16 protein-coding genes and 1 tRNA gene are annotated in these 14,721 nt (G+C 60.1%); 13 read left to right on the plus strand and 4 right to left on the minus strand.

Annotated features, from left to right (window positions below):
* Together IT585_05900 and IT585_05905 are read left to right on the plus strand one after the other, a co-directional pair.
* Positions 1 to 687: ribonuclease E/G (locus tag IT585_05900; protein MCC6962767.1), on the plus strand; the 687-nt coding region annotated here is incomplete at its 5' end.
* Between the two features lie 65 nt (positions 688 to 752).
* Positions 753 to 2,213, plus strand: a complete 1,461-nt coding sequence (locus IT585_05905) for a hypothetical protein (GenBank protein MCC6962768.1) — start codon at positions 753 to 755, stop codon at positions 2,211 to 2,213.
* A gap of 514 nt (positions 2,214 to 2,727) precedes the next feature.
* Here the strand turns inward: IT585_05905 and pepF are convergent.
* The 4 genes from pepF to IT585_05925 all read right to left on the minus strand — a co-directional run bounded on the left by pepF (position 2,728) and on the right by IT585_05925 (position 8,047).
* Positions 2,728 to 4,608, minus strand: a complete 1,881-nt coding sequence (gene pepF / locus IT585_05910) for an oligoendopeptidase F (GenBank protein ID MCC6962769.1) — start codon at positions 4,606 to 4,608, stop codon at positions 2,728 to 2,730.
* Positions 4,609 to 4,798: 190 nt separating this feature from the next.
* Positions 4,799 to 5,725 (minus strand): protein translocase subunit SecF, encoded by a 927-nt coding sequence (gene secF, locus IT585_05915; protein ID MCC6962770.1) that lies wholly within the window; start codon positions 5,723 to 5,725, stop codon positions 4,799 to 4,801.
* Between the two features lie 20 nt (positions 5,726 to 5,745).
* Entirely contained in the window at positions 5,746 to 7,395 is a 1,650-nt protein-coding gene (gene secD, locus IT585_05920) for a protein translocase subunit SecD (protein ID MCC6962771.1), read from the minus strand.
* A 151-nt stretch (positions 7,396 to 7,546) separates the two neighbouring features.
* Positions 7,547 to 8,047 carry a peptide deformylase gene (locus IT585_05925; GenBank protein ID MCC6962772.1) on the minus strand — a complete coding sequence of 167 codons (501 nt, stop codon included), beginning with the start codon at positions 8,045 to 8,047 and terminating at the stop codon, positions 7,547 to 7,549.
* A gap of 140 nt (positions 8,048 to 8,187) precedes the next feature.
* Here IT585_05925 and IT585_05930 point away from each other — a divergent pair, with 140 nt between their 5' ends.
* The 11 genes from IT585_05930 to IT585_05980 all read left to right on the plus strand — a co-directional run.
* Positions 8,188 to 8,964, plus strand: coding sequence for a dienelactone hydrolase family protein (locus IT585_05930; GenBank protein MCC6962773.1), 777 nt, complete (start codon positions 8,188 to 8,190; stop codon positions 8,962 to 8,964).
* Between the two features lie 115 nt (positions 8,965 to 9,079).
* Positions 9,080 to 9,171, plus strand: a tRNA-Ser gene (locus IT585_05935).
* Between the two features lie 280 nt (positions 9,172 to 9,451).
* Complete coding sequence (locus IT585_05940) at positions 9,452 to 9,889, plus strand: winged helix-turn-helix transcriptional regulator (GenBank protein MCC6962774.1); 438 nt, start codon at positions 9,452 to 9,454, stop codon at positions 9,887 to 9,889.
* The gene (locus IT585_05945; protein MCC6962775.1) at positions 9,861 to 10,370 is read left to right on the plus strand and encodes an SRPBCC domain-containing protein; all 510 of its coding nucleotides are present in this window, start codon (positions 9,861 to 9,863) and stop codon (positions 10,368 to 10,370) included. The genes IT585_05940 and IT585_05945 overlap by 29 nt, the downstream gene beginning before the upstream one ends.
* 18 nt (positions 10,371 to 10,388) lie before the next feature.
* Positions 10,389 to 10,793 (plus strand): DUF1801 domain-containing protein, encoded by a 405-nt coding sequence (locus IT585_05950; protein MCC6962776.1) that lies wholly within the window; start codon positions 10,389 to 10,391, stop codon positions 10,791 to 10,793.
* 89 nt (positions 10,794 to 10,882) lie between these two features.
* Positions 10,883 to 11,239 (plus strand): DUF1801 domain-containing protein, encoded by a 357-nt coding sequence (locus tag IT585_05955; GenBank protein MCC6962777.1) that lies wholly within the window; start codon positions 10,883 to 10,885, stop codon positions 11,237 to 11,239.
* 398 nt (positions 11,240 to 11,637) lie between these two features.
* Positions 11,638 to 12,132 (plus strand): SRPBCC family protein, encoded by a 495-nt coding sequence (locus IT585_05960; GenBank protein ID MCC6962778.1) that lies wholly within the window; start codon positions 11,638 to 11,640, stop codon positions 12,130 to 12,132.
* A gap of 175 nt (positions 12,133 to 12,307) precedes the next feature.
* Complete coding sequence (locus tag IT585_05965) at positions 12,308 to 12,736, plus strand: DoxX family protein (protein ID MCC6962779.1); 429 nt, start codon at positions 12,308 to 12,310, stop codon at positions 12,734 to 12,736.
* Between the two features lie 20 nt (positions 12,737 to 12,756).
* Positions 12,757 to 13,242 carry an SRPBCC family protein gene (locus tag IT585_05970; protein ID MCC6962780.1) on the plus strand — a complete coding sequence of 162 codons (486 nt, stop codon included), beginning with the start codon at positions 12,757 to 12,759 and terminating at the stop codon, positions 13,240 to 13,242.
* A 14-nt stretch (positions 13,243 to 13,256) separates the two neighbouring features.
* Entirely contained in the window at positions 13,257 to 13,616 is a 360-nt protein-coding gene (locus IT585_05975; protein ID MCC6962781.1) for a DUF1428 domain-containing protein, read from the plus strand.
* A gap of 176 nt (positions 13,617 to 13,792) precedes the next feature.
* Positions 13,793 to 14,721: PAS domain S-box protein (locus IT585_05980; protein MCC6962782.1), on the plus strand; the 929-nt coding region annotated here is incomplete at its 3' end.

Below are 14,721 nucleotides of genomic sequence, written 5' to 3' on the forward strand. Positions count from 1 at the left end.
AAGATGCTCGACCGCAAGATTTGGGTGAAGAAGGGGGCGTATATCATCATCGACCACACCGAGGCGCTGACGACGATCGACGTGAACTCGGGGCGGTTTGTCGGCACCAAGAAGGATCCGGAAAACATGATCCTGCAGACGAACCTCGATTCGGCGCGGGAGGCGGCGCGGCAGATCCGGCTGCGCGACATCGGCGGGCTGATCATCGTGGATTTCATCGATATGTACTCGCACCAGAACCGCAAGGTGCTGTTCGAGGAGTTCAAGCGCTGTTTTGCCAACGACCGGGCGAAGAATTCGATTTTACCGGTGTCGGAATTCGGGTTGGTGGAGATGACGCGCGAGCGTACGAAGCCGTCGATCATGTACACGCTGTCGGATTCGTGCCCAACCTGTTCCGGGTTCGGACGGATACAGTCAAAGGAAACGGTGGCGATGAAAATCGAGCGGTTTTTCATGCGCGCCAAGGTGGCCAAGGCGGGCAAGCGCTACCAGGTGCATTTTCACCCCGAGGTGGCGAAGTTCATGCAGGATCGCGACGAGAACCGGATTCGCGAGATCGAGAAGGCGCACCGGTTCAAGATCGAGATTATTCCCGACGACCATCTCAAGCCGGACGAATACCGCGTGATCGACGCGGCGGAGGATGTGGATATTACGGGGCTGTACCAGGGGGTGAAGGGGTAGGGGGGCCAACCGTAACATCGGCCGTTTGAATCGGCGCGCGTCAGGGGCAAGGTGTATACCTTGCAGTGAACAAGATCCAATTCCCCAAGTGGCAGCTCCTTGGCGCCGTGCTGTGGCTGGCGGTGGCGACCAGTGCGCCGACGGCGGCGCTGACGCCGACGGCGGCAGAAGACTTCATTCAGCGGTTGTGCCGCAATGACGAGGGGATCGCGGCGCTGATTGATCCGGCGGAGATGGCTCAAGCGGAAAAGCTGGGGATCGAATATGAAGGGGTGGTCTGCAAGAGTCTGATCGGGCACGATCTTGATCCGGCGATCAAGGCAGCGGTCGTGAACGGGAGTCTGCAGTACAGGCTGGAAATCGAAGCGCTGGAAGATCCGTACGTCAAGCTGACATTGCAGTGCGAGCGCCCGCAGTACACCCGCGAGTTTTTCCTCCGCAACGGCAAGTTCATCGCACCCGCGGTTTATTACACGCGAGGGTGGAAGCAGGTCGAGAGCACGCATTTTCGATTTGTCGTAAGTGATTCCGCGCAGCCGCATCCGTATTGTGTCGCGCAGTTGGAAGCGTTCTTCACGCAGGCAGCGCAGGTGCTGGAGTTGGATGAGGCGCAGGTCAATCGTATTGCGCGGGAGAAGATCGAATACGTGTTGTGCCGCGACGAGCGGGAAGTCGCGATGTTGACCGGCTTTGAGAGCCGCGGCATGTACGAGGTGGCCGGCGACCGCATCATCACGCACTATCCCTGCCACTATCACGAGCTGGTGCATCTGCTGGTCAACGTCAAGTTGCAGCGGCTACCGCTGTTTACGCATTCATTCCTGCAGGAGGGACTTGCGGTGGCGTTGGGCGGGCGCGGCGGAATTGCGGCACCGGTCAGCGACGAGCTGGGGACGTTCCTGCTCACTTCCGGGACGATTGACTATCGCGATCTGCTGACGATGAAGGGCTGGAATGAAACGCACGCCTCTTTGAGTTATCCGGCGAGTGGGACGTATAACCGCTTCCTGATCGAGACATTCGGGATGAGCAAGTATCTCGCGCTCTACCGCCGGTTCAGCGGCACGGCGGAGCAGGTGGCGGAGTTGAGTTTGGAGCCGGGTCGTCTGCCCGACTCCGAGTTGTGGTGGAAGTGGATTGCCGGGCACTCGAGCCGGCCGTTGATCGACACGGCGGAAACGGCAGCGGGATTCGTGGAGTTTCGGCGCGACGCGGTGATGACGCTCTGGCAGGACAGCACGCGCTACTTGATTGAATGTCGCGACACGGTGCTGATCGGCGGTGATAGTAGCGCTACAACGCCGGTGAGCCTGAAGTTTCGCGAAGTGTTTCCGGAGCGAGAGTATCGAGGAGAGAGGTACCTGATCCTGGCTTCCGAGGAGGAAGTGCAGATCTACAATTTGTACACGGAAGAACTGATCGCGAATCTGGTGGGCTCGCTGCGGCTGCCGCCGGTGACGGCTGCTGTCGGAGAGGGCCGCTATCGATTTGCGGTGAAGAAGACGGTATTTGGAGAGGCGCTATGAGCTGCAAGGGGGGCTGACAATGATCATGCATCAACACACCCGTTAAAGGGGAATGACTTTCCGGCGGTGGTGGGCGTGCGGGATGGACCCGTGGCGATGCGAAGGCCCTCACCCCCGGCCCCTCTCCCAGGGGGAGAGGGGAGACGGCGGCATTAAAGTGAATGCGGGAATCCAAAACGACCGGGTTGTGTGGCGACGAGGTGCGCGGCAGGCTCTTGGTCGAGCTTGAGTCGATGGCGCTTCGCGGGTAGACCTGCCGCAACGGCACGGAGAACCCACCGCAATCCCTCGTTCCTCGGGACGCTGCGCAGGCGGCGGGGCAGCGGCGTGACCAAGCGGCAGCGGAAATGTCAGGATCGCAGGGATCCTGACCTACGGGACTTTGCGGAAAACCCACCGCAATCCCTCGTTCCTCGGGACGCTGCGCAGGCGATGGGGCAGCGGCGTGACCAGTGGCAGTGGAAATGTCAGGATCGCAGGGATCCTGACCTACGCAAGTCGAGAGAATATTGAGTTATTTCAGCAGCAAGGCTTCGAGTTCGTCGACGAGGCGGCCGAAGAGGCGGGCGGTGGCCTCGATGGCATCCGGTTTGGTCAAGTCGACGCCGGCTTGTTGCAGTGTTTCGATGGGATAATTCGACTCGCCCGACTGCAGGAACTTCAAGTAGTTCACGCGCTGCTGCTCGTCGCCTTTGAGCAGTCTCTCCGCGATCATCGTCGCCGCCGAATAGCTGGTGGCATATTGGTAGACATAGAACGCGCGGTAGAAATGCGGGATGCGCAGACAAGCGATGTCAGAATAGTCTTCGAGTTTCATCTCCGGTCCCCAGAATTTCTGGTAGATGCCGCGGAAGGTCTGCCGCAGGCCGTCGGCGGAAAGCGGGCGGCCGGCCTCGACATCGCAATGCACCTGGTCCTCGAACTGCGAGTACATCACCTGCGTGAAGAAGGTCCCGACGATTTGCTGGAGGTAGTAGCTGAGCAGGTAGGCCTTCTGGTCGCGCGATTCGGCGCGGTCAAGCATGTAGTGCATCAGCAATTCCTCGTTGGTGGTCGAGGCGACTTCGGCGGTGAAGATCGAATGGCCGGAGTAGATGTAGGGCTGGTATTTCTTCGAGTAGTGCGAATGCAGCGCGTGACCCATCTCGTGCGCGAGGGTAAACATGTTGTCGAGGGTGTCGTTGTAATTCATCAGCACGTAGGGGTGGGTGGCGTAAGTTGACCACGAGTACGCGCCGGAGCCTTTGCCTTCGGTCTCGTAAACATCGATCCAGCCCGACTCGAAAGCAGTTTTCAGGTCGCCGAGGTATTCCTTGCCGAGCGGCCAGAGCCCTTCGAGGATGCGGCGGACGGCTTCATCGTACTGCACTTTGATTTTGGCGTCGGGCACGAGCGGGACATAGATGTCGTACGGCTTGAGTTCATCGAGACCGAGCACGCGCTTGCGCAGAGAGGCGTAGCGGTGCAGCACACCGAGATGGTTGTCGACGGTGGTGACGAGGTTGTGATAGGTCGCCTGCGGGATATTGTCGGCATCCAGCGCCGATTCCAGACAGGTGCTGTAGCGGCGCGCTTTGGCAAAGAACAGGTCTTTGTACACTGAGGTAGCCAGCGTGGCGCCGAGGGTATTGACATATGTCTTGTAGCCGGCGACGAAGGTCTCCATGGCTTCCTTGCGGACGCGGCGCTCTTTGGCTTCGAGCAGTTCGCTGTAGCGTTGTTTGGTCAACTGAATGCGATTGCCGTTTTCGTCGGTGACTTCGCCGAACTTGATATCGGCATCATCGATCATGCGGAAGATCTGCGACGGGCCGCGGACGACGTTGCCGGTGAGCGCCATGAGTTTTTCCTCCTCGGGGGAGAGGATGTGTGCGCGCATGCGGCGCATCTCGTCGAGGTGGTGGTCGTAGAGCTTAAGTTCCGCGCATTCGGCTTTGAGCTGATCGAGGCGGTCGTCAGTAATCGCCATGATTTCCGGGGTGATAAACGAGCCGGCTTCGGCAAAGATGGTGGAAAGGGCGGCGATTTCATCGGCCATGCTCTGGTACGGGGCCGAGCGGTTGTCCTCATCGAGCTTGAGGTGCGCGTAGATATAGAGCTTGTAGAAGAGGATGGCGCTCTGGTCGCGGTGGTCGAAGCAGGCAAAGAGGCTGTGGCCCGATTCCGCCAGGCGGCCTTGCCAGACGGTGATTTTCGGGATCATGGTTTTGACTGTTTCGAAGTCGGCGCGCCAGTCGTTGTCGTTGGTGTAGATATGGTCGAGGCGCCATTTGTGGCGGTCATCGATTTCGCTACGTTGGCGGACGGCGCCGGGTTTGGGCGCGGCGATGACCTGGAACGCCAGGGGGAGTTTCCGCAGGATGCGGCTGATCGGGTCGTTGCCTTGTCTGGCCATGAAGAGTCCTTTCTAATCCTGGCGCCGCGCGCCGGCAGAATAAACCGTCAGCGGTTACCCAAAGTTTACGCAGGGGGCGGGGCGCCAATTTGCGCGAATCCGGTGGCCCGCGCGAGCGAAAAAAAGCGGGCAGCCGCATTCCGACTGCCCGCGCACATCCGATGTCAGAAATCGGCCTGAGTCATGACGCCTATTTGAAGCGTTTGGGCCGACGGGCTTCCCATTCCACCAGGATCGGGGCAGCCACGAAGATCGAGGAGTAAGTGCCGACGACGACACCGATCAGGAGCGCCAGCGCGAAATCCCGCACCACCGGTCCGCAGACAAACAGGATAACGAGCGACGCCATCACAACCGTCAGGGAAGTGATGATTGTTCGCGAGAGGGTCTGATTGATCGCGCCGTTCACGACCGTAACGAAATCGGACTTCTTGCGAAAGACCCGCAAATGTTCACGAATTCGGTCGAAGACAATGATTTTATCATTGATGGTATAGCCGGCGATCGTCATCAGGGCGGTCAGGATCAGCATCGACATTTCGCGCTGCAAGATAAACATCAGGCCGAGGACGGCGAGCACATCGTGGAACGTGGCGACCGTGGCGGCGACGGAGAAGCGGAAGTCGAAGCGCACCCAGATGTATACCAGGATGCCGACCAGAGCGATAGCCATGGCGATCTGGGCCTGTGTGCGCAGTTCGGCGCCGATGGTCGGTCCGACTTCCTGCACCGAGTCGAGTTTAAAGCTGTTGCCCGGGATGCCCTTGTTCAGCGCATCGCGCAGTCGTTCGGCCACGGTTGATTCGCTCTCGGAACCGCCGGAGGCGGATTTGACGCGCACGTTAAACAGGTTCGGCGTCGAGCCCTGAATCGCCTGGATCGTGGCATCAGCGAAGCCCGCGCTTGCGAGTGCCGAGCGGACGGTGCCGGCTTCGACCGGGTTGGCAAAGGAGCCCTGGATTTCCGTGCCGCCGGCAAAGTCGATCGAGAGACTGGCATTGCCGAAGACGATCATGAACAGCGCGACGATTCCGAGCACGATCAGGACCGCGGAAATTGCCCAGGAGACTTTCCGCATGGCGATGAAATCGAAGTTGGTTTTGCTTAAGAATTGCATTGCTCTCTACTCCTCAACTGTCAGACGCTCAGAGTGGCGGCGTTACGGCGCGTGTGCAGGATCAGTTTGCTGACAACGAGAGCCGTGTACATGGAAATGATAATACCGGCGCCGAGGGTGACCGCGAAGCCGCGAATCGGTCCGGTGCCGAAGTAGTACAAGACGCCCGCAGCGATCAGCGTCGTCAGGTTGCTGTCGACGATCGAGGCGAGCGCGCGCTCATAGCCGGCCTCAATGCAGGCGGCCACTTTCTTACCAGTGCGCACCTCCTCGCGCATGCGCTCGAAGATCAGTACGTTGGCGTCGACGGCCATACCGATCGTCAGGATAATACCGGCGATGCCGGGGAGGGTCAGCGTGGCGCCGAGTGCCGCCATCACTGCCAGCAGAAACAGGATATTCAGGAACAGCACAATATCGGCGACGACGCCGGCCAGCTTGTAATAGATAATCATGAACGCCGCGACAACGATGAAGGAGATCAAGAGACCGTTGATGCCGGCGTCAACCGAGTCTTTGCCGAGGGTCGGGCCGATGACGTTGTTTTCGACGATTTTCACCGGAGCGGGTAGCGCGCCGGCGCGGAGGATCGTGGCCATATCCTTGGCGTCAAAGAAGGTGGCATTGCCGCCGAGGGTAATCTGGCCGCGGTCGCGGATCTTGGAGCGGATGTTGGGCGCCGACTCGACGCGGCCGTCGAGCAGAATCGCCAGCGGCTTGTTAATGTTGGCGCCGGTCAGCTTGCCGAAGATTTCGCCGCCCTCGCGGTCAAGTTCGAAATCGACCACCGGTTTGTGGAATTGGTCGTAGTTCGGGTTGGCCGCTTTGAGATGGGCGCCGGTCAGTTCGACTTTCTTCTTGAGGATATAGAGCTGGCGGCGCTGGCGGCCGTTAATCATTTCGGGGCGAATGGCCCAGGCCAGTTCAACGTCAGCGGGCAAAGCGGCCTTGATTTCCGGATTGTTGACGATACGATCGACGGCGGCATAGTCCTCTTCGGTCACCTGGTACGCCACGCCGTTGAAATCGAGGTACTGGGTCAGGACATTGGACTGGTCGGTGTTGGCCAGCGCTGCGGTCGTGTCCTTGGTCGTGTCGGCGGCCAGTTTCGTGGTGTCGGCGAACGGATCGGCAAAAGGAGTGGCGGCAGTATCAGCCGTCGGCGTCTTGGCGGCGTCGGGGCTGAGCTTACCGGCGATCTGATCGAGGCGCTTGATCAGCAGGTCGGAGTTCTCCGGACTTTCGACCAGGCGGAACTCAAGGAGCGCAGTCTTGCCGATCAGGTTGCGAGCGCGTTCCGGATCCTGCAAAGCGGGGAGTTCAACGACGATGCGGTCGCTGCCCTGGGCCTGAATCACGGGTTCGGCGACGCCGAACTGGTCGACGCGGTTGCGGATGATTTCGAGGGCGCGATCACGGGCGTCCTGTTTAGCGTTGTCATCCAGCTGCGACTTATCGACTTCGAGCACAACCCGCATGCCGCCCTGCAGGTCGAGCCCGAGTTTGAGGGCTTTCTTTTGCAGATTGGCAAAGGCGTCGGGGTTGTTTTGCTGCATGGCGGTCCGATCGGATGCGCTCATGGTGAACCATTGGAAGGTGGGCCAAAGATAAAAGATAGCTGCGATGATCAGGACGATCGTCAGCACTATCTTCCAGGTATCGCCTCTCATAATCGGGATAATCCTCCGTCGTTATACTCAAACCCTACATGAGGTTGAAGACAAATAGACGCCCAATATAGCTGCCGCTTCAGTCGAGTCAACAGGTATTTGCCGGGCAGGTAAGCTATTGGTGCGATTGAGGTAGAGCCGGGCGCAGGGCTCAGAGCAGGCGTTCGCGTTCGCTACGGTAGGCGAACGACTCGGAATCGATGGCGCGCTTGACGGCGAGGATGCCGTCGAGATGGTCGACCTCGTGCTGCAGCAGCTCCGAGAGGGCGTCTTCGAGGATCAAAGTTTGCTCGTTCCACTCCAGATCGCGGTAGGTGATGCGACAGGTGCGGTGACGGCGCACCTTGACGAGCAAGTCGGGGAACGACATGCAGTCGTCCCAGATTTCGAACATTTCCTCGGAGAGGTCGTGGAGCACGGGATTGATGAAGACGACGGGGCTGCCGACGTGCATGTAGATCAGGCGTTTGAGCACCCCGATTTGCGGCGCGGCAATGGCGCGGCCGGCGGCGTGGCGGCCGCGGAAATCCATCAGGGTGTCGTGGAGGTCGGCGACGATCGGCGGCAGTTGCGGCAGTTCGTCGGGCAGAATCTCGGCGCACTTCTGGTAGAGTAACGGATTGCCGAGAAGAAGTATCGTTTGTACAGCCATCGTTGGAATAGAAAAGAGCGAATGCAGCGCGGCGCAAGGGGAAAATGAGCGGACCTATCCGGCGCCATCGAATCGCCGCGAGCAGCGTATAACCTGCATTGGCCAAGAGGTCATCGATAAATGGTAATCATGGAGGAATGATGAAGAACTTGATGGCAATGGCAGCGCTGGTACTGGCGCTGGCGGCCGGAGCGGCGGCGGCGGTGAAGACGGAAGTGGTCGAGTACAAGCTGGGGGATACGACCCTCGAAGGGTATCTGGCTTACGACGATGCCAAGACCGGTGCGCGGCCGGGAGTGATGATCGTTCATCAGTGGCGTGGTCTGACGGAGAACGAGAAGATGCGTGCGCGGATGCTGGCGGAGCTGGGGTACGTGGCGCTGGCCGTCGATGTGTACGGCAAGGGTGTGCGGCCGGCGACGAATGCGGAAGCCGCAAAGGAAGCGGGTAAGTATTACGCCGACGCAAAGTTGCTGCGCGACCGCTTGCAGGCGGGATTACAGACGCTGTTGGCAAACAAGCTGGTGGATCCGAAACGGGTGGCAGCGATCGGTTACTGCTTCGGCGGTTTTGCGGCGCTGGAGTTGGCGCGTTCGGGTGCGCCGCTGGCGGGTGTCGTTTCGTTTCACGGCGGGTTGCAAGCGAGCAATCCGGCGGATGCGGCCAATATCAAGGGGAAGGTGTTGGTGTGCCATGGTGCAGAGGACCCCAATGTGCCGATGGCGGACGTGCAGGCGTTTATGGAGGAGATGAAGGCGGCCAACGTCGATTATCAGTTCATCGCTTACTCGGGCGCGGTGCATTCGTTTACGCAAAAGGAAGCGGGCGACGACAAGACGAAGGGGGCGGCGTACAATGCGAATGCGGACCGGCGGTCGTGGCAGGCGATGAAAGATTTCTTCGCGGAAATTTTTTAGGCGGCAGTCGGCGCGAATCGACCGGGGCGGCAAAGAATCGGTTGATTTTGGGCGGGCGGTCGATAGATTGAAGCCCTTGGCGGGCCGGCCGCGGGAGCGCGGTCGGCGTGAAAACGGAGTGGTGTCCGAGCTGGCTGAAGGAGCACGCCTGGAAAGTGTGTAGGCCCCAAAAAGGTCTCCAGGGTTCGAATCCCTGCCACTCCGCCATAAAGGGAGGCACGGCAATCATCGAAGAGAAGCGAAGTGGGCGGAGCGAGAGCTTGTCGCGGGCAGGCAGACCCGGCTCCTACAGCGATCGCCGCGGGGCAATGGGGGCATCAGGTCACCACGCGCGGAATCGAGTACTGCTTCTTCCGACATGCACGGCGCGTGAGAAGACCTGACGCAACTTCAAAATTATTGACGAAAGAAATCCATTTTTGTGATTGACAGACTGAATTTGCCTGATTATTTTACCGATAAGTTAATTAACCGAGTGGTTTATTAGATGACGACGCAAGATCATTTGAGCATGACGTTTGCCGCGCTGGCCGATCCGACGCGGCGGGCGATTTTGACGCACCTGATGAGGGGCGAAGTGTCGGTGAAGGACCTGGCGCGGCCGTTTGAGATAAGCCTGCCGGGGATTTCCAAACATCTGAAGGTGCTGGAACGCGCCGGGCTGATCGAACGCGGGCGCGCGGCGCAGTGGCGGCCCTGCCGATTGAAAGCGCAGCCGCTGAAGGAAGCCTCAGGGTGGATCGAGCACTACCGGCGCTTCTGGGAGGAAAGTTTCGACCGCCTCGACAAGTACCTGCAGGAATTGCAGGCACAAGCGGAGCCGATCGCTTCAGCCAAACCGGGCGGCAGACCGGAGGCGCGCAAAGCAACACGAGTCAAGAGGGAAAGGAAGAAGCATGTCTGTCAACGAACGACCAGGCGATAGCACCGCCGGCGGTGACCTGGTGATTAGGCGCACCTTTGCCGCGCCGCGAGAACTGGTGTGGAAGGCGTGGACCGAGCCGGAGCATTTTCAACGCTGGTGGGGGCCGGGAAAATTCACCTGTCCGGTGTGCCGGATGGATGTGCGTGTCGGCGGACACTACCTGTGGTGCATGCGCTCGGCGGAAGGCGTGGACTATTACACGACCGGCGTGTTTAAGGAGATTGTCGAGCCGGAGCGGTTGGTGTATACGGATTGCTTTGCCGACCGGGACGGCAACGTGGTGTCGGCGGCACATTACGGGATGACGGCGGATTTTCCGCTGGAGACGCTGGTCTATGTGACGCTGGCCGAGGAAGCGGGGCAGACGATCATGACGCTGCGGCATGTCGGTTTGCCGGCCGGCGTGATGAAGGAAATGACCGGTGCCGGCTGGAACGAATCGTTCGACAAGTTGGGAGCGAGTCTCGAGCAAGCGCGGTAGAAACAGGAAGGTTGTCCGATGGCTGATACGAAGAAACCGAAAGTCAAAGTGTTGGATGATCCCCAACAGGTGCGGGAATTTCTCGACAAGTTGGAGCATCCGCTCAAGGCGGAAATTGAGGCAGTGCGCGCAATCATTCTTGGGGTCGATGAGCGGATCACCGAGAGGATCAAATGGAATGCGCCCAGTTTCTACTATAAGGGCGACATGGTGGTGATCCACGTGCGCGCGCAACAGCAGGTGCATCTGGTGTGGCCGAGCGGCGCGGAGATGGGCGGGGATTTCGAAGTGCTCGAAGGGGTGTATCCGGACGGCCGCAAGATGAGCTATTTCCGCAATATGGCCGAAGTGAAGGCGAAGCAAAGCCAATTGAAGCAGGCCGTGCGCGCCTGGATTCGCATCCAGGATGCGAAGTCAGCCTGACTCGAGAAGCGGCATAGAAACGACAACGGGAAGGAGACGAAAATGATTGGAGAGTTCGTGAAGTCCAAAGAAGTCGCACGGAGTCTGGCATGAATCCGGCCAAGACCGTCGAGGAGTATCTGGCGAAACTGCCGCAAGTGCAGCGCGCGGTGCTGGAGCCATTGCGCCGGGCGATCCGCGCGGCGGCGCCGCAGGCGGTGGAAGTGATCAGCTACCAAATCCCCACCTACAAACTCAACGGGCCGCTGGTGCACTTCATGGCCGCGAAGCATCACTGCAGTTTCATTTGTGTAGACAAATCGGTTCCGAAGCAGTTCGCCAAAGAACTGGCGGGGTACAAGGTTTCGGGGACAACAATTCAATTCACGCCCGAGAATCCGCCGGCTGCGACCCTGGTAAAGAAGATCGTGAAGATGCGCATCAAACAGAATGAGGGAAAGCGATGACAACCGGGACCTGTCCACGCGTGCGGGTGACGCGCGCGATCGCCGCGGAACGCGAACTCGTATTCCAAATGTGGACTTCTTCGAGCCACATAGCCCATTGGTGGGGACCGCACGGATTCACCAACCCGCGCTGCGAGTGGGAAGCGCGGCCGGGCGGCCGCTTCTTCATCGAGATGCGCGGCCCGGACGGGACGATCTATCCAGCGGCAGGAGAATTTCTGGAAGTCATCGCGCCGGAGCGACTGGTCTTCACGGCCGCGGCGTTGGATGACAAGAAGCAGCCGATTTTTGAAGTTCTGACGACGGTGACGCTAAGCGCGGCGGACGGCAAGACGATCGTGACGGTCGATGCCGTGGTGACGATGGCCACCGCCGCGGCGGTGCAGTACTTGGCCGGGATGGAGGCGGGTTGGACGCAGAGCCTGCAGAAATTGGAGGCGCTGGCAGCGGCGGTAGTGAGCGATCCGGCGCGGGAGATTGTCACTGAGCGTCTGGTCGACGCGCCGCGCGAACTGGTGTGGCGAGCGTGGACCGTGTCGGCGCATCTGGCGAACTGGTGGGGACCGCAGGGATTTCGGAACACGATTCACGAGCACGACCTGCGACCGGGCGGCAACTGGCGCTTCACCATGCACGGTCCGGACGGTCGCGACTGGGAGAATCATAGCGTTTATGTCGAGGTCGCGAAGCCGGAGCGGATCGTTTTCGACCACTTGTCGCAACATCGATTTCGAGTGATCGCGACGTTCGCTGCCGAGGCGGACAAGACGCGGGTGCGATTTTGTATGCGTTTTCAAGATGCCGGTGCCTGCGAGCGGTCGCGGGAGTTTGTCCCCGCGAAGAACGAGGAGAACTTTGACCGGCTGGAAGAAGAACTGGCGCGGATGCGCTGACGAGAGGCAATGGCAGAATGAAAGGAGCCACGATGGCGGAGAATTCGGGTGGCAAACGGGCGCCGGCGGCGGAGATCGCGGTATTCAAAGCGAGGTTCGATTCGATGCGGCAGGGGTTTGGCGGGAGCCTCAGCCAGTTGGATGCATACCGGGCCCAACAGACAGGAGAGTATAGATGAACACGCAACGGTTAGTTCCGGTTGCCTACCTGATGCTGCGGCTGGCGGCGGGTTTGATGTTCTTCCAGGCGGGCGCGATGAAGATTTTCGGCTGGTTCGGCGGGATGCCGGGAGCGAACGGCGCAACGGCGAGTCTGACGACGCAGGTCGGTATCGGCGGGCTGCTGGAGGTTGTCGGCGGGATTCTGATCATGCTGGGGCTGTTTACCAGGATCAGCGGATTCATCCTGTCGGGTGAGATGGCGGTGGCGTATTGGCAGTTTCACGCGCCGAACGGCGCCTGGCCGGTTCTCAACGGCGGGGTCTCGGCCGCGCTGTACTGCTTTGTCTTCTTGTTCATGGCGGCGTACGGCGGCGGCGAGTTCAGTATCGACACGTTGATCCGGCGCCGACGACAAACGGCCGCAGCGGGCGCCAAAGAGTAGCGAAGAGAGAGGAGCAAGCAATGAGCGAAAAGCAGACAGCGCTCTCGACCCTCGATCGGGAGGTGACCTCGATGCGCATTTTCAATGCGCCGCGCGAGCTGGTGTGGCAGGCATGGGTCGAACCCCAGCACGTGGCGCAGTGGTGGGGGCCGATCGGATTCACGAACACGATTCATGAGATGGAGGTGCGCCCGGGCGGTGTGTGGCGGTTGACGATGCATGGTCCCGACGGCGTGGACTATCCGAACTACATCGTTTTCCGCGAGGTGGTCCGGCCGGAGCGGCTGGTGTACACGCATGTCGCCCAATCGGTCGACGATCCGCACAAGTTCGAAGTGACAGTGTTGTTCGAGGCACTCGGCAAGCGGACGTTGCTGACGCTGCAGGCGGTCTTTACCTCCAAGGCAATCCGCAACGAAGTCGCCGAGAAGTACGGGGCGGTGGAAGGCATGCACCAGACGCTGGAGCGGCTGGCGGTGCTACTTGAGTCAATAGCAACATCTTGATAGGAGAGAGAACGATGAAGGGCTATGTAGATGTATTCCTGCTGGTCGTGCCGAAGAAGAACTTTGCGGCGTACAAGCGGTTAGCGCGGAGGTTCGCGAAAGTCGCGGGCGATTTGGGCGCACTCGAGTGCCGCGAATTTGTCGCCGAGGATGTCAAGACGCCGCACTTACAGCCATTTCCGAAGATCATGAAGGTGAAGGCGAATGAGGTGCTGGTGCACTCGGTGATCGAATACCGTTCGCGCAAGCATCGCGACCAGGTTAACAAGGCGCTGATGGCCGATCCGCGAATGAAGAAGATGATGAAGGAGAAGCCGCTGTTCGACATGAAGCGGATGGCTTACGGCGGTTTCGAGACCTTTTCGGCAATCTAATTGTTGCAGTCGGCGTCGCTGCTCAAAAGGAGGGCCCGAGCGCGCCAGTCCTGGCGATTTCCCTTGCTCCGGCGGCGATCAAGTGTTTGCATATAGGTGAACAATCTACAATTCGCAGAGCCGAGCGACATCAGCGGGCGGTGATCTTTGCGCGGATTCCATAATGAGGGTTCGCCGTGGTCGAAGCAGAACAGAGTGCGACCGATCGCGCCGTCGAGCCGATTTCTCAGCAAGAGGAAATCGAGCGTCTGACGCGGACGGGTCTGCGCATCGCCGGTGCGGTAGGACTGGTGCTGGCGCTGGCGTTGATCGCGGTGTACACGCTCGTGTTCAACCTGCCGATCGCGTGGGTCGGCCGTCGGGATATCAGCACGGCAATCTGGGACGAAGCGGCGGTGGCGCTGCTGGGAGGGCTGCTGATAGCGGCCGCGCGGTCGCCACGGTTGGTCCGTTCCGGGCGTCTGCTGTTTGCGCTTGCGGTCTGGCTGGCGGGGGTTGTGGTGCTGTTTGATGACGCGATGCATCATGGTCAGTTGCAGTCGACCGGTTATTTGGCACTGCTGGTCTTGGCCGCAGTGGGGTTGATGCCGTACCGACGAGCAGAGATGCTCGGGATCGGAGCGGGTCTGGTCGTGGTGGCGACAGGCCTGACGTTGGGATTATCGCTGCGGCTGAACCCGGAGCTGCTGATTTTTCTGGGGGTCCTGACGATTCTGGGCGCCTGGATCAGCGGGGCGCTGTGGGAGAGCCGGACGCAACGCGTCGAGTGGTTGCGAATGACGGCGATGTCGGAAGAGCGTTATCGCTCGCTCTTCCGGGATGCCTCCGATGCCATCTTCACCATCGACAACGCGACCGGGCGATTTCAGGAGGTGAATCCGGCGCTGGAGCGATTGTTGGGGGAATCAAGCGCGCGGCTGCGGCAGCGACAGTTTCATGAGATCATCCATCCGGAGGATCGCGAGCGGGTGAGCGGGTATCATCGGGCGCGCATCAGCGGCGACGAGGCGCCGAATCACTACCAGGCACGGATTGTGGCGCCGACGACGGGGGCCATTCACTTCTGCGAAATCACGATTCACCGCTTGAGCCGGCCGAGACTGAC

It is taken from the genome of Candidatus Zixiibacteriota bacterium (assembly GCA_020853795.1).
GTDB lineage: Bacteria > Zixibacteria > MSB-5A5 > CAIYYT01 > CAIYYT01 > JADJGC01.